At 34.6% G+C, this 21,758-nt stretch carries 22 protein-coding genes; 17 read left to right on the top strand and 5 right to left on the bottom strand.

From position 1 onward, the window contains the following. Nucleotides 1-48: 48 nt before the first annotated feature. The 4 genes from radA (at nt 49) to CRV04_RS02905 (ending at nt 3,123) form a co-directional block, all read left to right on the top strand. Complete coding sequence (radA, locus tag CRV04_RS02920) at nt 49-1,398, top strand: DNA repair protein RadA (protein WP_128995221.1); 1,350 nt, start codon at nt 49-51, stop codon at nt 1,396-1,398. Nucleotides 1,399-1,506: 108 nt separating this feature from the next. Continuing rightward, nucleotides 1,507-1,689, top strand: coding sequence for a YgaP family membrane protein (locus CRV04_RS02915; protein ID WP_128995219.1), 183 nt, complete (start codon nt 1,507-1,509; stop codon nt 1,687-1,689). Between the two features lie 94 nt (nt 1,690-1,783). Continuing rightward, the gene (gene ybeY / locus CRV04_RS02910) at nt 1,784-2,206 is read left to right on the top strand and encodes an rRNA maturation RNase YbeY (RefSeq protein ID WP_128995217.1); all 423 of its coding nucleotides are present in this window, start codon (nt 1,784-1,786) and stop codon (nt 2,204-2,206) included. After that, complete coding sequence (locus CRV04_RS02905; protein WP_128995216.1) at nt 2,206-3,123, top strand: calcium/sodium antiporter; 918 nt, start codon at nt 2,206-2,208, stop codon at nt 3,121-3,123. The genes ybeY and CRV04_RS02905 overlap by 1 nt, the downstream gene beginning before the upstream one ends. Before the next feature lie 4 nt (nt 3,124-3,127). Here CRV04_RS02905 and CRV04_RS02900 read toward each other — a convergent pair whose 3' ends face one another. Beyond that, nucleotides 3,128-3,529, bottom strand: a complete 402-nt coding sequence (locus CRV04_RS02900) for a Fur family transcriptional regulator (protein WP_128995214.1) — start codon at nt 3,527-3,529, stop codon at nt 3,128-3,130. A gap of 209 nt (nt 3,530-3,738) precedes the next feature. Between CRV04_RS02900 and CRV04_RS02895 the strand changes: the two genes are divergently transcribed. The 13 genes from CRV04_RS02895 to CRV04_RS02830 all read left to right on the top strand — a co-directional run bounded on the left by CRV04_RS02895 (nt 3,739) and on the right by CRV04_RS02830 (nt 18,253). Beyond that, complete coding sequence (locus CRV04_RS02895) at nt 3,739-4,392, top strand: ferritin family protein (RefSeq protein ID WP_128995212.1); 654 nt, start codon at nt 3,739-3,741, stop codon at nt 4,390-4,392. A gap of 83 nt (nt 4,393-4,475) precedes the next feature. After that, nucleotides 4,476-5,996, top strand: a complete 1,521-nt coding sequence (locus CRV04_RS02890; protein WP_128995210.1) for an endonuclease/exonuclease/phosphatase family protein — start codon at nt 4,476-4,478, stop codon at nt 5,994-5,996. Beyond that, entirely contained in the window at nt 5,986-7,287 is a 1,302-nt protein-coding gene (murJ, locus tag CRV04_RS02885) for a murein biosynthesis integral membrane protein MurJ (RefSeq protein WP_128995208.1), read from the top strand. Before CRV04_RS02890 ends, murJ begins: the two co-directional genes overlap by 11 nt. A 70-nt stretch (nt 7,288-7,357) precedes the next feature. Further along, a complete protein-coding gene (locus tag CRV04_RS02880) occupies nt 7,358-9,067 on the top strand; it encodes an ABC transporter ATP-binding protein (RefSeq protein WP_128995206.1) in 1,710 nt (569 codons plus the stop codon). A 70-nt stretch (nt 9,068-9,137) separates the two neighbouring features. Further along, nucleotides 9,138-10,196 (top strand): quinone-dependent dihydroorotate dehydrogenase, encoded by a 1,059-nt coding sequence (locus tag CRV04_RS02875; protein ID WP_128995204.1) that lies wholly within the window; start codon nt 9,138-9,140, stop codon nt 10,194-10,196. A gap of 90 nt (nt 10,197-10,286) precedes the next feature. Next, nucleotides 10,287-11,549 carry a M16 family metallopeptidase gene (locus tag CRV04_RS02870; protein ID WP_128995680.1) on the top strand — a complete coding sequence of 421 codons (1,263 nt, stop codon included), beginning with the start codon at nt 10,287-10,289 and terminating at the stop codon, nt 11,547-11,549. A 58-nt stretch (nt 11,550-11,607) separates the two neighbouring features. After that, entirely contained in the window at nt 11,608-12,495 is an 888-nt protein-coding gene (gene dapA / locus CRV04_RS02860; RefSeq protein ID WP_128995202.1) for a 4-hydroxy-tetrahydrodipicolinate synthase, read from the top strand. Next, the gene (locus CRV04_RS02855; protein ID WP_128995200.1) at nt 12,495-13,262 is read left to right on the top strand and encodes an enoyl-ACP reductase; all 768 of its coding nucleotides are present in this window, start codon (nt 12,495-12,497) and stop codon (nt 13,260-13,262) included. Before dapA ends, CRV04_RS02855 begins: the two co-directional genes overlap by 1 nt. Beyond that, the gene (gene pgsA, locus CRV04_RS02850) at nt 13,262-13,804 is read left to right on the top strand and encodes a CDP-diacylglycerol--glycerol-3-phosphate 3-phosphatidyltransferase (protein ID WP_128995198.1); all 543 of its coding nucleotides are present in this window, start codon (nt 13,262-13,264) and stop codon (nt 13,802-13,804) included. Before CRV04_RS02855 ends, pgsA begins: the two co-directional genes overlap by 1 nt. Nucleotides 13,805-13,806: 2 nt before the next feature. Next, the gene (rseP, locus tag CRV04_RS02845; protein WP_128995196.1) at nt 13,807-14,862 is read left to right on the top strand and encodes an RIP metalloprotease RseP; all 1,056 of its coding nucleotides are present in this window, start codon (nt 13,807-13,809) and stop codon (nt 14,860-14,862) included. A gap of 5 nt (nt 14,863-14,867) precedes the next feature. Next, nucleotides 14,868-15,545 carry a YggS family pyridoxal phosphate-dependent enzyme gene (locus CRV04_RS02840; RefSeq protein ID WP_128995194.1) on the top strand — a complete coding sequence of 226 codons (678 nt, stop codon included), beginning with the start codon at nt 14,868-14,870 and terminating at the stop codon, nt 15,543-15,545. Between the two features lie 10 nt (nt 15,546-15,555). After that, the gene (locus CRV04_RS02835) at nt 15,556-16,569 is read left to right on the top strand and encodes a tetratricopeptide repeat protein (protein ID WP_164969109.1); all 1,014 of its coding nucleotides are present in this window, start codon (nt 15,556-15,558) and stop codon (nt 16,567-16,569) included. Nucleotides 16,570-16,753: 184 nt separating this feature from the next. Beyond that, on the top strand, nt 16,754-18,253 hold the full coding sequence (locus tag CRV04_RS02830; RefSeq protein WP_128995190.1) for a hypothetical protein: 1,500 nt from the start codon (nt 16,754-16,756) through the stop codon (nt 18,251-18,253). A 120-nt stretch (nt 18,254-18,373) separates the two neighbouring features. Here CRV04_RS02830 and trpC read toward each other — a convergent pair whose 3' ends face one another. The 4 genes from trpC to CRV04_RS02810 are packed head-to-tail and all read right to left on the bottom strand — an operon-like array spanning nt 18,374 to nt 21,517. After that, a complete protein-coding gene (trpC, locus tag CRV04_RS02825; RefSeq protein WP_128995188.1) occupies nt 18,374-19,168 on the bottom strand; it encodes an indole-3-glycerol phosphate synthase TrpC in 795 nt (264 codons plus the stop codon). Beyond that, complete coding sequence (locus CRV04_RS02820) at nt 19,168-20,451, bottom strand: tetratricopeptide repeat protein (RefSeq protein WP_128995185.1); 1,284 nt, start codon at nt 20,449-20,451, stop codon at nt 19,168-19,170. The genes trpC and CRV04_RS02820 overlap by 1 nt, the downstream gene beginning before the upstream one ends. Further along, nucleotides 20,427-20,807 (bottom strand): YkgJ family cysteine cluster protein, encoded by a 381-nt coding sequence (locus tag CRV04_RS02815; RefSeq protein ID WP_128995183.1) that lies wholly within the window; start codon nt 20,805-20,807, stop codon nt 20,427-20,429. Before CRV04_RS02815 ends, CRV04_RS02820 begins: the two co-directional genes overlap by 25 nt. Next, the gene (locus CRV04_RS02810; protein ID WP_128995181.1) at nt 20,804-21,517 is read right to left on the bottom strand and encodes a tRNA1(Val) (adenine(37)-N6)-methyltransferase; all 714 of its coding nucleotides are present in this window, start codon (nt 21,515-21,517) and stop codon (nt 20,804-20,806) included. Before CRV04_RS02810 ends, CRV04_RS02815 begins: the two co-directional genes overlap by 4 nt. Nucleotides 21,518-21,758 lie beyond the last annotated feature (241 nt).

The following is a 21,758-nucleotide window of genomic DNA, read 5'->3' as shown; positions in this document are numbered from 1 at the left end:
CAACTAAAAGTGACCAAGAATTATTTGTAATAATCAAAGGATAGGTCTATGGCAAAAAGGAAACGTTCACTTTTTGAGTGTCAACATTGTGGAGAACAGTCAAGTAAATGGTTAGGTAAATGTCCAAATTGTGGCTCATGGGAGAGTTTTATTGAACTCAATGAAGAGCAACAAGAAGTTTTAAAACAAATTTCACAAGTCAGTTACAGTGAATCCAAAGCCAAACCCATCACAGAAATTCAGCAAGATGATATTACTCGTTTTTCATCCAATGATGAAGAGTTTGATTTGGTTTTAGGTGGTGGAATTGTTCCAGGAAGTTTGACCTTAATTGGTGGAAGTCCAGGTGTAGGGAAATCTACCTTGCTTTTAAAAGTAGCAGGAAACATTGCTAAAACCAATAAAAAAGTGCTTTATGTCTCAGGGGAAGAGAGTTCGGGTCAGATTAAAATACGTGCCAATCGTTTAGAATCCAATCATGAAAATCTCTATTTACTTTCCGAAATCAAACTTGAAGAGATACAAGCCGAACTGCTACGTCAAGAGTATGAAGTGGTGATTATTGACTCCATTCAAACCATTTATTCAGGAAACCTAACATCCGCTCCCGGAAGCGTTTCACAAGTGAGAGAGATTACTTTTGAGCTTATGAGAAAAGCAAAAGAGAGCAATATTGCGATGTTTATTATTGGGCATATTACCAAAGATGGAAGTATTGCTGGTCCTAGAGTTCTTGAACACATGGTGGATACTGTTTTATATTTTGAAGGAGAAGCCAGTCGAGAAATACGAATGCTTCGAGGATTTAAAAACCGTTTTGGAAGTACCAGTGAAATAGGTATTTTTGAAATGCGCAATGAAGGGCTTATCAGTGCTAAAGATATCGCTTCAAAATTCTTTGACCGAAGTAAACCTCAAGCAGGTTCCGCTTTAACCGTCAGTGTTGAAGGTACGCGAGCACTTATTTTAGAAGTTCAAGCACTGGTAACTGAGTCAACCTACCCCAATCCAAAACGCAGTGCCACCGGTTTTGATTCAAACAGATTAAACATGCTCTTAGCACTGTTAGAGAAAAAACTTGATTTGCCTTTAAATCATTATGATGTATTTATCAATATCAGTGGTGGCATAAAAATAAAAGAGAGTTCAGCCGATTTAGCTGTTATTGCAGCCATTATCTCTTCATTTAGAAACAGGCCCATTTCAAAAGAGTCTGTTTTTGTTGGTGAAGTGAGTCTCACAGGTGAAATCAAAGATGTCTATTCTATGGATATTCGATTAAAAGAGGCTTCTACACAAGGTATCACAAAAGCGATTATTGCCAGTAAACCTAAAAACATTAAAAATATGAAGTGTTTTGAAGTAGATGAAGTGGTTAAAATGATTGAACTTTTTTAAGATAAAATATAAGTTTTATTAATATTTATATATATTTTTATTTTCTTAAATATATTTTTATATTTATAAGATATAATTATGTTTTATTATATTTCAAGGAAACAAACAATGAATCTTTTTGATAAAATTAAACGATTTTGCCGATCTTTTAGAGTTATTTTTGGAGTAATTTTCATTGCAATTGGTCTTATTACAGGAAATGCCTGGTTTTTTTTAGGGATTATTCCTTTAATTGCAGGTGTAACCAACTTTTGTCCACTTTGCATGATTACAAAGAAGTGCTCAATTTAACGAGCACTTCCCTACTCTCTTACACACTTTTTTATACTTTTTCAACAAATTTTCGATACTATTGCACCATTAAATCAATACAAATAGGTAAACCATGATTGAGTTAGAGAATCAAACACACTATGATGTTCCACTGGAACTGCTTGAACAAATCACAGCTGAAGTTACACAAAAAGATTTAGAACTCATCATTACAGACAATGCACATATTCAAGAACTTAATTTAGAACACCGAGGTTTAGACAAAGCTACGGATGTACTTTCATTTCCTTTAGAGTTTGATTTACCCAATATGCCTTTGGGTTCAATTGTGATTTCATACAACTATGTGCAAGACAAAGCACAAGAGTATGGTCACTCATTCGAAAATGAAATGGCACTTCTTTTTATACATGGTTTATTGCACTTGGTTGGATACGACCATGAGGTGGATGAGGGTCAACACCGAACAAAGGAAGAGGAGCTTATTAAAGCATTTAATTTACCTAAAAGTTTAATCGTAAGGAACAGTTTTTAATGGATTTTATTATTTTTATAGTCGCTATGACTGCACTGATTTATGGTGCAGATTTTATTATTAAAGAGAGTGAACGTATTGCACTTCACTACAACATCTCTCACTTTGTAATTGGTGCTACTTTGGTTGCAGTGGGAACAAGCTTACCTGAAATGGCAGTATCAATGTCAGCTTCACTCAAAGGAAGCGGAGATATTGCTGTAGCAAACGTGATTGGAAGTACCATTTTTAATATCTCATTGGTATTGGGATTGGTTTTTTTAATTGCTAAAAACATTACACCCAAACGAGATATTTTTGCAAAAGATTCCGCATGGGCATTGTTCCCTATTCTCGTTTTTATTTTAATGGCCATTGATGGAAAGCTCAACTTAGTTGATGGTGTTTTATTTCTTATTCTTATGGGCGCTTATCTTATCTTTCTCATTCAAAGCAATCAAGTTGAAGAAGTCGATGAAGATTTGGCCAATGAAAAATTCAACTGGTTAAAAACAATCCTCTTTTTATTGATTGGTTTTGTGCTTACTATTGGAGGAGCCGATTTTGCTGTGGAGAGTGCTTCAAACATTGCTCGAACGTTTGGTATCAGTGAGTGGGTGATTGGTCTGTTTTTAGTTGCCTTTGGTACAAGTCTGCCCGAATTAATGATATCTATTCAATCGGCCATTAAAAACAATGCTGATTTAGCCATTGGAAATATCATTGGATCAAACGTAGCAAACTTTACCATGGTATTGGGATTAAGTTCAATTGTTAACCCACTTAATGTAAATCTATCAGGAAACTTTTTTGATATCAGTGCGGCGTTTATAGTATCACTGATGTTGGTCTTTATAGCAGCAAATAAACTTTATAATAAAAGTGCAGGGATTGCGTTACTCGTAGTTCTTGGTTTGGTGATTCAAAACAGTCTGTAACAGACTATTTTGAACACTCTGAACAAATTCCACTGAAGACAAATGCAGAACTGTTGATTTGAAAATGAGATTTGCTTTGTGCTTCACTCATCAATGCCGTTGTATTTAAAACCACATCTTCAATCTTCTTACATTTTTCACAAACCACATGTGCATGTTGCTCTTTAGAGAGTTCGTACACTGATTTTTCATTTGGAATTTTCACTTCTTGAATAAATAGCTTTTCAATCATGGCATTCATATTTTTATAAATAGTAGCCAATGAAATTGTTGGAAATTTATTCACCATTTTATTGTAGAGTTGATCAATGTTTAAATGTCCATAATCATTTAATTCTTGAACAATTGCTACTCTTTGCGGTGTAACCTTTAAATTATATCTTTTTAATAAATCTACATAATTCATATTAAAAACCTTATTTTAAAACTGTATAATAAGTAATTTTTATTTTAATTTCGTTTAATTACTATACTTTATCTTAAAAGTATATATAATATAATTGAAAGTGTTCGTTAATAAAAGAAATTATTTGTGGATAATTATTTTCTTTTAAGAATTAGTCGCGTATAATTCTCAAAGGAAAAAAATTATCCAATATAACTTAAGGAGAAAGAATGAGACAGTATGAATCATACAAGTGTAATAAATGTGGTAACGTTGTAGAAGTTACAAGTGTAGGTGGGGGAAAACTGACCTGTTGTGATCAAGAGATGGAAATGATTACAAAAAATTTAACTTCTGTAAATCTTATGAAAGCATTCGCAGGCGAATCAATGGCTCGAAATAAATACGAATATTTTGCAAAAGTAGCACAAAAAGAGGGTTACAGAGATATTGCTGAGCATTTCCAACGTGCAGCAAACAATGAAAAAATGCACGCAAAACTTGAGCTAAAAGCCTACAACTTATTAAACAGTGGAAAAGAACTAGGAGATACTTTAGAGAACTTAGGTATTGCCATTGCAGGTGAAAGTTATGAGAATGTTACGATGTATCCTGATTTTGCAAAAATTGCTAAAGAGGAAGGTCACAATGATATTTCAAGAATGTTAGACCTTATTGGAAAAATTGAAATCGAACATGAAAATATGTACAAATCTCTTCTTGAAAGACTTGAAGCAGGAAAAGAACATGTCAGTGATGATGACGAAGAAGAGTGGATTTGTGAAGTCTGTGGACACGTTCACAGAGGTAAAAAAGCACTTAAAATGTGTCCTGTGTGTAAACACCCACAAGAGTATCAATCACGACTTAACTCTAAAAAATAAATCCAATTTACAACGAAACCTTTGGGTTTTGTTGTAACAATTACAACACCTTTTTATAATCAAAATTAAACTATAATTCCTCTATGAAAAAACTCATCCTTTTTATATTGACACTCTGTTATCTTCATGCGACCCCATTCAGTGTTGCCACATATAATGTAGAAAACCTTTTTGATTTGAATTATGACCAGACAGAGTACAAAGAGTATATCCCTAAAAAAGGGCAATGGGATACACAAATACAAGAAACCAAACTCAATAATCTTGCACAAGTCCTCAATGAAATGAATGCAGATATTGTTGCCTTACAAGAAATAGAGTCACAAGCAGCTTTGGATGCTTTGCTTCAAAAAGTACCACAATACCAATATCATCATTTTTTAAAAAACAGTAAAACAGCTGTAGGTACAGCATTTATCAGTAAATATAAGTTGCTTAACCCAAAAAGAGTCTATGTCACTTCAAAATCGAAAACCATACGACATATTCAAAAGGTCATTGTGCTCATTGAGAATAAAAAGTTTCACCTCTTTAACAATCACTGGAGTTCAAAAAGACAACCAGAAAGTGCACGTATAGAGTACGCTTTGGCATTAAAAAAATATATCGACGCCCTCGCGCACGACATTGATTATATTTTATTGGGAGATTTTAACTCCAATTACAACGAATACTTAAGTTTAAAACAGGATAAAAAGCTCAATGACTCTTTAGGCATTACAGGCATCAATCAAATTTTAAATACCACACTGGACAATGAATTTGTTCTTAAAAAAAACATCTTAAATCATACGCAAAAAGTGCATTATAACCTCTGGCTTGACCTGCCTTATAATGAACGGTTCAGCTACATCTACAAAGGACACAATCAAACACCTGACAACATTTTACTCAGTGCCTCTTTGTTTGATAATCAAAACATCTCTTATCTTGAAGAGAGTTTTCAAGTCTTTAAACCAGACTACTTGTATCAAAATAGAAATATCAAACGATGGAATAAAAACAGAGGTTACTCTGACCATCTTCCTATCATGGCCTCGTTTGATACCAAACCCTATGTACCCACCAAGGATACACTGCCTGATTACACGACAGGGTATCTTTACAAAACAAAACGTTTGGATAAACCCCTTACATTAAAAGAGGTCATGGTGATATACAAACATGATAACAGTGCCATTTTAAAACAAAAAAAGAGCCGAGCTATTTATGCGTTTAACAATGCTAAAGAGTTAAATTTAGGTGAGGTATATGATTTAGAAGTGGAACAAATACAGAACTATTTTGGTCTTAAAGAGATTAAAAATTTTACAATCGTAGCGCATAAAGTGAACACCATAAATCCCTCTTCTTTTTACAAAGAGGCGAACAGTATTGATTTATTTGATTTAGAACAACAAAATGAAATCATCACAAACTTAACAGGTGTATTTAAAAATGGCTATGTATATTTTGATGATAAAAAGATCAAACTCTACGCCAAAGATAAAACTCTTTTACCCAACAATGGGCAAAATATCACTATAATGTCAGGACATTTGGGATACTATAAATCTCATGTTCAAATTATAATTTATCAAAAAAGTGATTTCCGTGTTAATTAAATCAATCTTCACCAACAGCAGTGGTATCTTAACATCACGTATTTTAGGATTTATCCGAGATTTACTGATGGCTTCTATTTTAGGAGCAAATATCTTTTCAGACATCTTTTTTATTGCTTTTAAAGTACCCAATCTGTTTCGAAGAATTTTTGCAGAAGGGGCATTTACACAAGCCTTTATTCCAGCTTATGCCAAAACACGACAAAAAATCCGTTTTTCATCGATTGTCTTTTTACAATTTTTAGCATTTATCATTGTTTTATCACTCATTGTAACTCTTTTTTCACACGTCATTACAAAAGCCATTGCCATTGGGTTTTCGCAAGACACCGTTGATTTAGCTGCGCCACTGGTTGCCATAAACTTTTACTATTTGCCTTTGATATTTATTGTTACTTTTATGGCGGCACTGCTTCAGTATAAAAATCATTTTGCCACCACTGCATACTCAACAGCACTGTTAAATTTAACCCTTATTGCAGCACTCTTGCTTTCACAAAATATGGACAAATACACCATCACATACTATTTAAGTTATGGCGTCCTTGCAGGTGGAGTTTTACAAGTATTGGTGCATATCATGGCAATGAAACGCAAAAATTTGCTTAAAGTCTTCACCTTTAAAAAGCTTAGAAACAACACCACCAATAAGTTTTATAAAAACTTTTTAAGTGCGACGATGGGTTCATCAACTACCCATATTTCTGCTTTTTTAGATACCTGGTTGGCCTCTTTTTTAGTTGCTGGAAACATCTCATATTTGTATTATGGAAACCGTATTTTTCAACTGCCATTGGCTCTTTTTGCCATTGCCACTTCCATTGCACTGTTTCCAATGGTCGCAAAAGCGATTAAAAACAGAGATGAAAACAGAGCATTGGAGTTGATGAAAAAGTCATTCATGATTTTGTTAGGTCTTTTAAGTGTCGCGACTCTTGTTGGCATCGTTTTTGATGAACTTATTATTCGATTGCTTTTTGAAAGAGGAGCCTTTACATCAACAGATACTCAAAACACGGCACTGATTCTGACCATGTATCTCATTGGACTTATCCCTTTTGGGTTAGCAAAGATATTTTCACTGTGGTTATACGCAACGGATAAACAGTTTTTGGCTGCTAAAATTTCAATGAAAGCGCTTGCTTGGAACATTGTTTTTTCATTGGCTTTTATCATTCCATTTGAAGCTGCTGGGTTAGCATTTGCATCAACATTAAGTGGATTTATTCTTTTTTATCTCACTATCAAAGCGTTTGGTTTCCGACGTTTCTATACTCTTTTAAAGTCCTAAGCTATCCTTTTAAAGGATTTGGCTATAATATCCTCTTTTCATAATAAATGTAGATATTATAAGGAACTCGATGTTAGATTTTTTTAAACAGTATATCCCCTACTACGCCAACTATAAACTCAAATTTTTTTATGCCTTTATTGGTATGTTAATGGTAGCAGGTGGTTCAAGTGGAAGTGCGTATGTTATTAAACCACTCTTAGATGAAATTTTTATTGCCAAAGATCAGCAAATGCTTCAAATTTTGCCTTTTTTTGTGATTGTTTTGTATTTTGCTAAAGGGTTTGGTGGTTATATACAAGCGTATTATATCTCTTATGTGGGACAAGATATTATTCGTCAAGTAAGAGACAAACTTTTAAGCCATATTCTCACTTTGGATATTGATTTTTTCCAAAAAAGACATGGTGGAGAGCTGATTTCTCGTATTACCAATGATATTAATAAAATTCAAAATACCGTATCCAGTCACATTGCAGAGTTTTTACGAGAAGTTTTAACCATCATTGCTTTAGTGGGTGTCGTTATTTACCAAAGTCCAGAACTTGCATTTTATGGTTTGGTAGTCATGCCCATTGCTATTTATCCCCTTTCACGACTTGCTAAAAAAATGAAGAAACTCTCATTTAAATCACAAGAGTCTATTTCAGACATCACATCGCATTTAAGTGAAACGTTTAACAACATTGAAATCATCAAAGCCAACTCTACTGAAGAGTTAGAGAGCACGAAATTTGGTCAATACAACCAAAAGTTTTTTAACGTCAGTATCAAAAGTGTTAAGACCAATGAATTGGTTTCACCGCTTATGGAGACTCTGGGTGCAGTAGCAGTGGCAGCTGTTATTATCATTGGAGGGCACCAAGTCATTGATGGCACTCTTACTGTAGGTGCATTTTTCTCATTTATGGCAGCACTTTTTATGCTTTACACGCCTATTAAACGGCTTTCATCTTTATACAACAAAATGCAAAGTGCACTTGCAGCCAATGAACGTATCAATCAAATTTTAGCTTTAGAGTCAGAGATTCCATCAGGAAGTGAAGCTTTTCCTGAGAAGTTAGAGAAAATAGAGTTTAAAAATGTGCAACTTAAATATGATGAAAAAGTAGCCTTAGAGAGTATCTCCTTAGAAGCTAACTTGGGAGAGACCATTGCACTTGTAGGAGACAGTGGTGGAGGAAAAAGTTCATTAGTCAACCTTATTCCAAGATTCTATGAAGCCAATGAGGGAGAGATTCTCTTTAATGGGGTGAACATTAAAGAGCTTAATTCTGTTGCTTTAAGAGACAATATCTCTATTGTAACGCAACGAGTTTATATCTTTAATGACACCGTTGCAGCCAATATTGCCTATGGTCAAGAAATTGATGAACAAAGAGTCATCGAAGTGCTTAAACAAGCCCATGCGTATGAGTTTGTACAAGGTCTTTCACAAGGTATTCATACCATACTCGATGAGTTTGGAGTGAACTTAAGTGGAGGGCAAAGACAACGTATTGCCATTGCCAGAGCTTTATATAAAAACCCTAAAATTCTTATTTTAGATGAAGCAACATCGGCATTGGATAATGAGAGTGAATCCATTATCTCAGAAGTGATTGGAGAAATCAGCAAAGATAAAATCACGTTTATCATTGCACACCGTTTAAGTACAATTAAACATGCCAATAATATTGCCGTGTTTAAGCAAGGGAAAATTGTATGTATGGGAAGTGAAGCAGAATTGAAAACATCATGCAAAGAGTATCAACGTCTTCACAACCTTGCAAATATCTAGCTTTGTTTTATAATTAAGATTATTTCAAAGCAATTTCGATAAAATATTAAAATTTTTAAAAAGGTGCACATTGTTTAAATACGAAGGATTAAAGAAAATACTGTTTATGTTTAACCCTGAAACGGCGCATGCCATTGCAGAGTGTGGATTAAGAACCTTGCCTTATTTAAAGAGCATTGACAACTACATGGTCAAAAGAAATTTTATTATCAGTGATGATTTACAACAAGAAATTTTAGGCATGACGTTTCAAAATCCTGTTGGTTTAGGGGCAGGTTTTGACAAAAATGCAACCATGATAAGAGGTATGAAAGCACTGGGGTTTGGTTTTACTGAAATTGGTACCATGACACCTCGTCCGCAAGAGGGAAACCCAAAACCAAGACTGTTTCGACATCCAAACCAAAAGAGTCTTCAAAATGCAATGGGATTCAACAATGAAGGTTCATTTGTTGTTGCTAAAAATTTAGCAAAGGTGTATCCGTACTCTATTCCTATTGGTGCTAATATTGGTAAAAACAAAACAACACCCCAAGAACATGCACTGGAAGATTATAAAATCTTAATCAATCGATTTAAAGATATCAGTGATTATTTGGTGATTAATATTTCAAGTCCAAACACACCAAACCTTCGTGATTTACAAAATGAAGCTTTTATTACTGAGCTTTTTACCATGGCAAAAAGTTTAACGCAAAAGCCTATTTTTCTTAAAATTGCTCCCGATATGGAAGCCGATGTAGCCATTGAGTTATGTAACACAGCTGTTAAAAGTGGTGCAGATGGTATTATTGCAACCAATACCACCATTGACTACTCGCTTGTTCCAAACCCAAAAGATATTGGTGGACTTTCAGGTGCAGTATTAAGAGAGAAATCGTATGAACTTTTTAAAGCCATTGCCAAAGAGTTGTACGGTAAAACGGTTTTAATCAGCGTGGGTGGAATCAGCGATGCGCAAGAAGCATACCGACGTTTAAAGGCAGGTGCTTCTTTAGTACAATGCTATACTGGTCTTATTTTTGAAGGGCCAGGAATGGTTCGAAACATCAATCTTGGATTGCTTCAATTGATGCACAAAGATGGCTTTAAAAACATTCAAGAAGTGATCGGTTCAGATTTAAAATAAAGGGTTTAAATGAATAAAACAATATTAACCATTCTTAAAAAATGGTCCGTTATTCATTTTTCACTATTCATTTTATTAACAGGAGAGTTAATGAGCAACAGCTTACCAAAATATTATACACAAACTCTGGAAAATGGGTTACAAATTGTTGCTATTCCAATGCAAAATGGAACCAATGTTATTACAACAGATATTTTTTATAAAGTTGGAAGTAGAAATGAAACAATGGGAAAATCAGGTATTGCACACATGCTTGAACACCTCAATTTCAAATCAACTAAAAATCTTGATGCAGGTGAATTTGATGAAATTGTAAAAGGATTTGGCGGAGTAAACAACGCCTCAACATCATTTGATTATACGCACTATTACATCAAATCAAGTACTCAAAACATCTCTAAATCTTTAGAACTGTTTGCAGAATTGATGGAAAACTTAACACTTAAAGATGAAGAGTTTCAGCCAGAACGTGATGTTGTTGCAGAAGAGAGACGTTGGAGAACAGACAATAACCCAATGGGATATTTACAGTTTCGACTCTTTAACAATACCTATTTATATCACCCATACCACTGGACACCAATTGGGTTTACCCATGATATTAAAAACTGGACGATTGAAGACATTAAAGAGTTTCATGCAACCTATTATCAACCAAAAAATGCCATTGTAATTGTCGCAGGAGACATAGATAAAGACAAAGTATTTGAAGAGACTAAAGAGTACTTCAAAAGCATTAAGAACACCAAAGAGATTCCTGAAAGTATACATACAGTAGAACCCGTACAAGATGGTGAAAAGAGAGTTACAATCTATAAAGACTCTCAAGTTCAAATGTTGGCCATGGCGTATCATGTACCCAACTTTGAACATAAAGATCAAGTTGCACTTTCAGCATTAAGTGAGCTGTTAAGTTCAGGGAAGAGCTCCATTTTACATAAAAAACTGGTCGATGAAAAACGACTGGTCAATGGAATTTATGCATACAATATGGAACTTAAAGACCCAGGCGTGTTTATGTTTATTGCGGTATGCAACCCAAATGTAAAAGCCAAAGAGGTTGAAAAAGAGATTCTTCAAATCATTGAAGAGATTAAAGAAGGCAAGATTAAGAAGTCTGAGTTGGAGAAGATTAAAATCAATACCAAAGCAGACTTCGTATTTTCATTGGAAAACTCTAGCAGTGTGGCCTCTTTATATGGTAGCTACTTTGTAAGAGAGAATATTAAACCTTTATTTGAACATGAGGCGAATATTGAAAAACTTAAAATTGCAGATATTGTGGAAGTTGCAAAAAAATATTTAACCAAGAAAAACTCTACAACTGTGATTTTGAAAAAAGATAAAGAGTAAACCGTTTGATACAGTATCAAACAAATAATAACAGATAATTTTAAAAGGAAAAGATAGGATGGATAATATTATTGGTGCAATGACCGCATTGATTACGCCATTTAAAGATGGGAAACTGGATACTGCGAGTTATGAAAGACTGATACAAAGACAAATTGAACAAGGTATGGATGCTGTTGTTCCTGTGGGGACAACAGGAGAGAGTGCCACTTTAAGCCATGCAGAGCATAAAGAGTGTATTGAAATTGCGGTTGCTACATGTAAAAATACACATGTTAAAGTTATTGCCGGTGCTGGGTCAAATGCAACCCATGAAGCGTGTGATATTGCAAAACATGCACAAGCCGTGGGAGCAGATGGACTTTTATCTGTGGCTCCATATTATAACAAACCAACTCAAGAGGGGTTATATCAACACTATAAAGCCATTGCAACTTCCGTTGAGATTCCTTTTATGCTATATAACGTACCAGGAAGAACCGGGGTTGATATTGAAGCCTCTACTGCCATTCGATTGTATGATGATGTAAAAAACATCTACGCCATTAAAGAGGCAACGGGTTCACTGGAGCGAGCCACACAACTTATTTCCGAACGACCGGACTTTTGTGTGATTTCAGGAGATGATGCCATTGATTTTCCTATGCTTGCAAATGGTGGGAAAGGGATTATCTCTGTTACAGCCAACTTACTTCCAAACTTAAAAAGTAAATTGGTACATGCAACATTAGAGGGTGACTTTGAAACAGCACGTAAAATTCACAACGAACTCTATGCGATTAACACGGCACTGTTTGTAGAGAGCAACCCCATCCCAATTAAGGCCGCCATGTACATTGCGGGTCTTTTAGATACTTTAGAGTATCGTCTGCCACTTACCATGCCAAGTGCAGATACAATGAAAAAATTAGAAGATGTAATTCAACAATATGAGGTAAAAAAATAATGCAAGGTAAAACATTAGTTATTTCAGGTGCTACAAAAGGAATTGGTCGAGCGACAGCGTATCGTTTCGCTAAAGAGGGAGTCAATGTAGCGTTTACGTATAACTCAAATGAAGAGGTGGCCAAAGAGATGGTCAAAGACTTAGAGTCAACATACGGAATTAAAGCACGATGTTATGCTTTTAATATTTTAGAACCAGAGAACTATAAAGAGCTCTTTGCAAAAATCGATGAAGATTTCGACCGAGTTGATTACTTTATCTCAAATGCAATGATTTATGGACGAGCTGTTGTAGGTGGATATGGGCGATTTATGAAACTCAAACCAAAAGGTTTGAACAACATCTACACAGCCACTGTCAACGCCTTTGTTTGTGGTGCACAACAAGCCGCTAAACGAATGGAAAAAATAGGTGGTGGTGCCATTGTTTCATTAAGTTCAACAGGAAATTTAGTCTACATCGAAAACTATGCAGGTCATGGTACCAATAAAGCTGCCGTTGAAGCAATGGTACGATATGCTGCAACTGAACTTGGAGAGATAGGTATTCGAGTCAATGCCGTTTCAGGTGGTCCAATTGAAACCGATGCATTACGAGCATTCACAAATTATGAAGAAGTGAAACAAAAAACTGCTGAGCTTTCTGCACTTAATAGAATGGGTCAACCAGAAGATTTAGCCAATGCGTGTTACTGGTTATGCACCAATGAAGCTTCATGGGTTACAGGTCATACGCTTATTGTTGATGGTGGAACAACGTTCAGATAATGAAGAAAGCTTTAAATACACCTAATTTACTGGCGCTTTTTAGAATTGCTTTGGCCCCTTTGATGCTGTGGTTTTTAGTTGATAGAAACAATGAACTCTTTGCTTCATGGCATCCAAGTTGGTTGGATTACTTTGCAGGTTTAATCTTTGTCATTGCTTCAGTGACAGACTTTTTTGATGGTTTTATTGCACGAAACTGGGATCAAAAAACAAAGCTGGGAGCTATTTTAGATCCACTGGCAGATAAGATGCTCATGCTTGCAGGTTTTTTAGGTCTTATGTTGATTGACCGTGCAAGTGTGTGGGCTGTCTTTTTAATTCTTACACGAGAGTTTTTCATCACAGGACTTCGGGTCATGGCAGTTGCCGAAGGTAAAAGTGTGGCTGCATCTATGGCAGGCAAAGTAAAAACCGTGGTGCAAATGATTGCCATTGGATTTTTAATCATGAATTGGCCTTATGCCACTGCTCTACTTTGGATTGCAGTTGCATTAACACTGTACTCTGGATATGAGTACAGTAAAGAATATTTTAAAGGATAATTATGGGTTTAATTAATTTTCTTATTGTTCTATCCATACTTGTATTTATCCATGAATTAGGACATTTTTTAGCCGCACGTTTTTTTGGTGTTACCGTGCACACATTCTCAATTGGATTTGGAAAACGTCTCATTTCAAAAGAGTTTAAAGGTACAACGTGGCAATTCTCACTTATCCCTTTGGGTGGATATGTGCGAATGAAAGGGCAAGATGACTCGAAACCCAACCTCAATGAAGCGGGAGATGATTCTTACAACAACAAAAAGCCTTGGCAACGTATTGTCATACTTTTTGCTGGCCCTTTTGCCAACTTTGCATTGGCTGCTGTATTATACTTTGCCATTGCACTCATGGGAAGTAATGCACTTGCTCCTACTATTGGAAAAGTCTTAGAAAACTCTCCTGCATCAAAAGCAGGGATTCAAATAAATGATGAAATTCTAAGAATCAATGGCAAAGAGGTAAAAACGTGGGATGATATTGGTAATTTTATTAAAAACTCACAAGGTATGATTCAACTTCATATCAAACGAGAGAACACCATGCGTGTGATTAATATTAATCCTCATATCTCAGATGCACAAAACATCTTTGGCGAAGAGATTAAAAAAAGAATGATCGGGATTTCTCCTGCACCTAAGGTTGTCACCATTCACCATAACCCTATTGAAGCGCTTGTATTTGCTTATGATAAAACCATTGAGTCTTCAAAAATGATTTTCTTAGGTGTTCAAAAACTCATCCAAGGCATTATTCCAAGCAGTGAAGTGGGTGGTGTAATTACCATTGGAAAAGTCATTTCAGATGCTTCACAAAGTGGAATCATTGCTCTATTTTCTATTATGGCACTGATTTCAGTGAACTTAGGGGTCTTAAACTTACTGCCTATTCCAGCACTGGATGGTGGGCACATTATGTTTAATCTTTATGAAATGATCACACGACGAAAACCAAGTGACAGAGTCTTTATGATTTTAACCATTACAGGTTGGGTCATTTTAGCGGGTCTTATGTTATTGGGAATTTTTAACGATATCAATCGTTTGATGCAAGGATAGAAAAAATGGATACTAAAACAGCCATTGAGAATTTAGATAGAGTCATTGCTGAAGTTGAAACTGCTCGTTTGAGTGTGAGTCATCACCATATTGTAAAAATCATCGGCATCAGTAAATACTCAACGGCCCAAGATATAGAAAAACTTTATGAAGCAGGACAACGAGCCTTTGGAGAAAACAAAGTACAAGATCTGAAACAAAAGAGTGAAACACTTGAAGAGTTTCCTTTAGAGTGGCACTTTGTGGGGCGTCTTCAAAAAAACAAAATCAATAACCTCATTGATTTAAACCCTACCTTGATGCAAAGCTTAGACTCTTTAGAGTTAGCCCAAGAACTGCAAAAAAAGCTTGAATCAAAAAGTAAAAACATGTCATGTCTGCTTCAAATCAATTCAGCGTATGAAGAGAGTAAAACAGGTATTTTACCTGAAGATGCTATCTCTACATATAAGACTATTTTAGATACCTGTCCAAATATCAAACTCAAAGGAGTTATGAGTATTGGTGCGCATGTTGAAGATGAAGAAGCCATCATAAAAAGCTTCAAAACAACACATGCTATCTTTAAGGAATTAGAACCATTAGGGGCAATTTACTGCTCTATGGGAATGAGTAACGACTATGAGTTGGCCATTAAATGCGGTTCAAATATGATACGTGTGGGTTCTGCACTTTTTAAATAAAGGGTTATTTGTGAAAAAGAGTCTTCTGTTCCTTTCTTTTCTACTCTTTTTCACAGGGTGTGCTCCAAAAGTCACCATTAGTTCACTTCAATCTTCTAAAGTCAACAACCCAAGCAGTCGTCAACTCTCTGTTTTAGAGTTTAAACAAGACAAGATTGGACAACGAGCCAGTATTATTGCTGAATTATCCAAATTAAAAATTGAAAACAAACCCTATTTCACCTTAGTTGAGCGTGAGCATTTAGAAGAAATTTTAAAAGAAAAACGACTCAACGACTCTGCATTGGTTGATATTAAAGATTTTAGTTCGATTAAAGGCCTGACACAAGTCAAAGCTTTTTTAACGGGAGAAGTGATTCATTCACGTATGCAAAGACGGCACTATAATAAAATTGTCAATAACTACAATCGATGTGCTCAATATAATAAAGACAAAGAGTGTATCCGTTATTCAAAAATTTTTATGCATTGTCAAACCAACACATACAGTGTCTTAACGCAAATCAAACTCACTGAAGTTGAGAGTGCTCACGTCATATTTTCTGAGCGTTATTTAGAAGAGGATACACAAAGTGCATGTGGCAGTGAACGAACTTTATTGGACAGCAAAAGTACAAGAAATGCTGTATTGGCACAACGAATTGCTAAAAAAGTACTTAAAGATATTGCGCCATCTTATCGAACATTCAGTGTTATTTTACTTGAAGAGATGGATCAAGAGATGACAACATCTCAAGAGAATCGATTTGAAAATGCTCTCAAAATGCTTCAAAACAACCATTACAGCGAAGCACAAGAACTTCTTATGCAACTTCATCGTGAAATTCCTAACAGCTATGTTGTACTCTATAATTTAGCGTTGAGTTATGAAGCACTGAATAACTTAGATGAGGCACTTAAATTTTATGTTCAAGCTGAAAAACTTGCCATAGAAAAAGAGCTACCTGAAGAGATTTCCGAAGCCATATTAAGAATAAAACATAATCAAAATGAAAGAAATAAAGTTAAAAACCTCATAAAATAACTTTTTATATTATCACAAATAACTTTTCCTCAAATTTTTGTCACACAAAAAATATAGTTATAACACGCTCCATGTAAACCTTTGAAATTAATAATATATAAGAAATAAAATGATAAAATTTATCAATTAGAATATTTAATAATATTTTTTTAACTACAACGTCCTGTTATTAAGGTGACAAAAAATGAGAAGCGTAAAAGAGATAGAAGATTGGTTAGACAGCTTTTCGATTAGTAATTACAGTGTTACAAGCAACTTCCAAGTCAACGTGTATGGAAGTGTCAATTTAAAAGGTAAATTAAAAAACAAACGTTTACCTGTAGAATTTGATTTGGTCGATGGATATTTTGATATCAGCGATAATGGATTAGTCTCTTTAGAAGGGTGCCCAAATCAAGTGACCAAAGATTTCAACTGTTCAAACAACAACTTAGATATTCTTTTTGGGGCTCCCCAAAAAGTGGGTGACTTCAACTGTTCATTTAATAAACTCAAAGATTTATCCTATGCGCCCAAAGAGGTTTTAGGTTATTTTGATTGCTCAAATAATGAGTTAGAATCCATTAAAGGAAGTCCAAGAACAGTAAAGGGATACTTCAAATGTTCAAACAATAAAATCATCTCTTTACGTGGTGGACCTAAATATGTTGAAGGTACCTTTGATTGCTCAGGTAACTATATAGAGACACTTTATGGTGGACCTATTACGGTGGCACAAGACTATATTTGCTACTGGAACCGACTCAAAGATCTTAACAGTGTTGCCGATGATATTGGTTGGAATATCTTAACAGATTATCGTTTGAACCACTTGCAAAGCAGCTTTGATGAAGAGAAAAAATATTGGAAATATGTGGGTAAAGATGTGGTTTCTCATGTCTATAAACCTGTAGTCGCTCTGAATAACCAAGAAGAAATTATAAAGTGGTTGGATAAAAACCAAGTCAAGAACTACACTATTTTAGAAGACAACTCAGTGAATGTAGAAGGCAACGTTCGACTCTCAGATCGTCTTGCCAATCTTTCAAAACTGCCATTAAACTTCAATGAAGTTGAGGGTGATTTTGACATCAGCGATAATGAATTGGTCAGTTTAGAAGGCTCTCCACGAAAAGTGGGTGGAAGTTTTCTTGCATTTAAAAATGAAATTTCTTCACTTCGTGGTGGCCCTAAAGAAGTAGGAAAAAGTTTTATTGTTTTAAGAAATAATATTGCTTCATTGGAGTTTTCTCCTGGCATTGTAAAAGAGGATTATATCTGCTCACACAATCCGCTTACAAGTCTCGAGGGCATGATTTCTGTACAAGGATCTGTTTTCACAAGTGTGGCTATCTCATCCATTAAAGGACAAGAGTTTGTCTATAATGGCATTAAAACCTATAAATATCCTGGCATGGCTGTGATGGATTATTTAGATAAAGAGTATATTGCATTAACCGAAGAAGAAGTCAACTTTGAAAAGACCAAAAAGAACCTTCAAAATGTTATTTCAAAAATGATTAGCAACAATGCTTTGAAAAAAGAGATGATCAATGATACGTTGCTTAAAAATCTCACAAAATATCAACTGCACTCTTTAAAAGAGAAAGTCATGGAGATCAAAAACCCACCTACTGTTGAGGAGAAACAAAAAGAACTCAGTGAGACTGAGATTCGTGAACTTGTTTTTACCGCAGAGATTTAAATATTTAACGCATAAGAGAATTTAAAAGGAAAAGGCAAGCTGTAAAAATTGAGGTAGGAGTTTACATAAAGTAAATGAGTTTCTCAATTTTTACAATAACGCATAGATTTTAAATCAATCTTATGCGTTAACGGCGTTTTTGAATTTTGTTAATTCCTCTTCAATTGACGGCACTCTCATAAAGTGCTCCCCAATTAAAAAGGCATCAGCACCTATAGAATTGAGACGTTTAATCGTATCCACATCACTTACTCCACTTTCTGCAACAATGATTTTGCCATTGGGAATCATAGGTATGAGTTCATCACACAGTTTCATATCCATTTCAAAGGTATCAAGGTTTCGATGGTTAATACCAATAATATTGGCTCCACATTTCATCGCTTTAGTTAAATCCTCTTTATCATGAATTTCAACCAATACTTCTAATCCTAAGTGCAGTGCATACTCATACAACTCTTTGAGCTCTTTAGTGCTTAAGGCTTTAGCAATGAGTAAAATAAAATCAGCTCCATAGACCAACGCTTCAACAATTTGATATTTATCCACAATAAAATCTTTTCTTAATAGTGGCGTTGGTACATAACGTCTGATTTGAGTTAAGTACTCCAAGTCTCCTTTAAAGTAGTGAGGTTCTGTCAAAACTGAAATCGCATTGGCACCACTGTTGCTGTAGCTTTGAGCAATTAATAGTGGGTCAAAATCCTCTTTAATGATGCCTTTACTTGGACTTGCTTTTTTCACCTCAGCAATGATTCGTACAGGTTCCTCTTTGCTTGATGTTAAATAAGGTTTTACATCTCTTGGAGGGAAAGGGTTTGAAGCCAAACTTCGTCCCAATAAATCTAAACTGATATCTTTTTTTCTTTTCTCTAAATCTTTTTTTGTTCTTTCAATAATTTCATCTAAAATCATTATTTACCGCACTCCTGTATTTTTTTCCAATGGTGTTTGATTTCATCATCCTGTAAACCAATCGTATCGACAATATGTTTCATGTGTTTTTTGGCCTCTTTGCACCGTTTTTGTTTGTACAAGCCCCATGCCAATGAGTCAATATAAGCCAAGTTATTAGGGGCTTTTTTCAACGCTTGCTCCACCAAAGACAACCCTTTTTTAACATTGATATTATAATCAATGAGTAAATAACCCAAATAGTTTTGATAAACATGGTTGTCTAAAATCACCAACACATCTTCAAACTTTTTAATCACACTTTTAAGCACTTTGCGTTTATCTTTAGCACTCTCAAACTCCAAAATAGCAATTTGGGCTAACAAATCAATATTTTTATTGAGTTTATAGACTTTTTTTACCAATGTCAGTGCTTCATCCATTCGGTTGGCTCGTTTGTATAAATCAATCAATTTCAAATCATCAATATGATTTTTCTCTAAAAAAGCAATCGCTTCATTGATATCTTTTTTCTCCAGATACGCAATCAAAAGTTTATAGACTTTTATCATACCATTGAAGTTCTCTTGGGCTTTAAAAGTGTTGTACGTCTTCTTTAAAATAGAGATCGCACCATCCATATTTTGCTCTTCTTGATAAATGGCTAGAAGTTTCGTACACACCTCAATACTGCATCCTTGAAGTCGGATATGGGTCTCCAAATAAGAGATGGCTTTCTCTTTTTCATTGATAAATGAATAAAGAATATTAACCAAACTTAAAAGTGTTGAAGGGTTATGATTGACGCTGTAAGCACTCTCTAAATACTCTGCTGCTTCATAAAATTCTTTTTTCATGTAATAAACATTTCCAATGAGTTCATAGTTTAAAATATTATTATGAGCTTTGAGCAGTTTTTTAGCCTCAATCAATGCCTTATCAAACTCTTCAAGATTAATCAGTGCCACAATATAGATGCGATACATATCTTCATACTCATTTTGTGTGATCTGCATATTTTCTTCACACAGCTCTTTGACCAACTCAAAATCTTTAAGTTGAATTGAAAAACGCAATGCTTTAAGTAAATACTCGCTTTTATTGGTTTCATCAAACAGCTTGATATAAATATCTCGGCTTTTTTCATAGTTGCTTTGTCGTGTGTACTCTAAAGCATACAAAATATACTCATCCTCTTTTTCAAAAAGCTTTTGATCCGCAGAAATCGCAGCTTGATTAAGCGAACAAGCACCAAACAGCAGTATACTACAAAGTGCAATTAAAGTGGTTTTACAGCTGGGCACTCTTCATATACCTCCTGTTCATTTTTTTTAAAATAGTCCCAAAAAGGGAACGTACGACATTGACTCGGTCTGGCTTCATAGACACTACATTGGCGTTTTTCTAAATCAAAAAAGATGCACGCATAATTATCTTGTGCAATCTTTTTTTCAACAATAGAGTATTTATACCCTACTTTCTTTAAATAATGTCTACCCAACTCTTCAATACTGATGTTAAGCAGCTTCGCCAAGTTCTGGAGTTCATCTTTATTGATCCAAATATAACCTGACTCTCCAATACAGCAGTTTCCTTGGCATTTTGCACACTCGTTTGCATCAAACGAATAAGGAAACTCTTTATGGGTTAAAAGACTCATATTTCTACTTTTATACTGTGTGTTTGTGTTTTTTCATAAATGTTTTGAACGTCTTGCGTGAAGTCTTCATTCTCAAAGACCATCAAAGGAGGAAAAACCTTTGTCAAAGATTTGGAGTTCTTTCTGGCATAAACCAATACCAAGGTAGCATCTCTGTCTCTCTTTGGATATATAAACTGCATCGATTCAATATTAAATTTATATTTGTTTAAAAGTAACATAATATCATTTATCTGCTTAACATCATAACAAAAGAAAAACTTACCTTTTGGCTTTAAAATATCGTAAGTTTTTTGAATGAATTTTTCCAAAGGCATGGAGTCATTATAACGTGCAATTTTAAGAATTTTATTTTCACTTTTTATCACACTTCCATGATAAAATGGTGGATTTGAGACACAAATATCAAATTGCTTTTGTTCAAAGCTCTGTGTTAAAAAATTCCCTTCATACATCTTATTTTTTAAGCCATTGGTTTGTGCATTTTTACTTGAAAGCCAAATAAACTCCTCTTGCACTTCGCTTTGATTGAGGTGAAATTTGGGAAAATCACGTTTGATTAAGAGCCCTAAAATCCCACTTCCACTCCCAATATCTAAAAGTTGACCTTGATTGTTTTTAAACGTATTAAGATTTTGAACAATAAAATGGTATAAAAAGTGTGTATCGCTGTTATAACAGTACCCGTTTTGGGGTTGATATAAAACCAAGCCATTCCTTTTGCATCTCTGATTTTTTGTAATTATACCCAATAAAAATAAAAAGTTTGGGGCGAGGAAAAGAGCTTTTATGATTCTAATCATATCTCAGTGAATTTAAAAGAGAAATAATGTAACAATTCAAATTATAAGTATTCATAAATCTCAATATAATATGGACAAATGCATCGTTTTTTTATGTCAACTTTTCTTGTATCAAAATGTAACAAGCATTGATATTGCTCTAAAATAA

It is taken from the genome of Candidatus Marinarcus aquaticus, from assembly GCF_004116335.1.
GTDB lineage: Bacteria > Campylobacterota > Campylobacteria > Campylobacterales > Arcobacteraceae > Marinarcus > Marinarcus aquaticus.
This window is presented reverse-complemented; position numbering and strand designations above follow the sequence as displayed.

Excerpts from the sequence above, each read along its gene's own strand:
- radA (WP_128995221.1), top strand. The coding sequence starts at position 49 with ATGGCAAAAAGGAAACGTTCACTTTTTGAGTGTCAACATTGTGGAGAA.
- CRV04_RS02915 (WP_128995219.1), top strand. The coding sequence starts at position 1,507 with ATGAATCTTTTTGATAAAATTAAACGATTTTGCCGATCTTTTAGAGTT.
- ybeY (WP_128995217.1), top strand. The coding sequence starts at position 1,784 with ATGATTGAGTTAGAGAATCAAACACACTATGATGTTCCACTGGAACTG.
- CRV04_RS02905 (WP_128995216.1), top strand. The coding sequence starts at position 2,206 with ATGGATTTTATTATTTTTATAGTCGCTATGACTGCACTGATTTATGGT.
- CRV04_RS02900 (WP_128995214.1), bottom strand. The coding sequence starts at position 3,529 with ATGAATTATGTAGATTTATTAAAAAGATATAATTTAAAGGTTACACCG.
- CRV04_RS02895 (WP_128995212.1), top strand. The coding sequence starts at position 3,739 with ATGAGACAGTATGAATCATACAAGTGTAATAAATGTGGTAACGTTGTA.
- CRV04_RS02890 (WP_128995210.1), top strand. The coding sequence starts at position 4,476 with ATGAAAAAACTCATCCTTTTTATATTGACACTCTGTTATCTTCATGCG.
- CRV04_RS02880 (WP_128995206.1), top strand. The coding sequence starts at position 7,358 with ATGTTAGATTTTTTTAAACAGTATATCCCCTACTACGCCAACTATAAA.
- CRV04_RS02870 (WP_128995680.1), top strand. The coding sequence starts at position 10,287 with ATGAGCAACAGCTTACCAAAATATTATACACAAACTCTGGAAAATGGG.
- dapA (WP_128995202.1), top strand. The coding sequence starts at position 11,608 with ATGGATAATATTATTGGTGCAATGACCGCATTGATTACGCCATTTAAA.
- CRV04_RS02855 (WP_128995200.1), top strand. The coding sequence starts at position 12,495 with ATGCAAGGTAAAACATTAGTTATTTCAGGTGCTACAAAAGGAATTGGT.
- pgsA (WP_128995198.1), top strand. The coding sequence starts at position 13,262 with ATGAAGAAAGCTTTAAATACACCTAATTTACTGGCGCTTTTTAGAATT.
- rseP (WP_128995196.1), top strand. The coding sequence starts at position 13,807 with ATGGGTTTAATTAATTTTCTTATTGTTCTATCCATACTTGTATTTATC.
- CRV04_RS02840 (WP_128995194.1), top strand. The coding sequence starts at position 14,868 with ATGGATACTAAAACAGCCATTGAGAATTTAGATAGAGTCATTGCTGAA.
- CRV04_RS02830 (WP_128995190.1), top strand. The coding sequence starts at position 16,754 with ATGAGAAGCGTAAAAGAGATAGAAGATTGGTTAGACAGCTTTTCGATT.
- trpC (WP_128995188.1), bottom strand. The coding sequence starts at position 19,168 with ATGATTTTAGATGAAATTATTGAAAGAACAAAAAAAGATTTAGAGAAA.
- CRV04_RS02815 (WP_128995183.1), bottom strand. The coding sequence starts at position 20,807 with ATGAGTCTTTTAACCCATAAAGAGTTTCCTTATTCGTTTGATGCAAAC.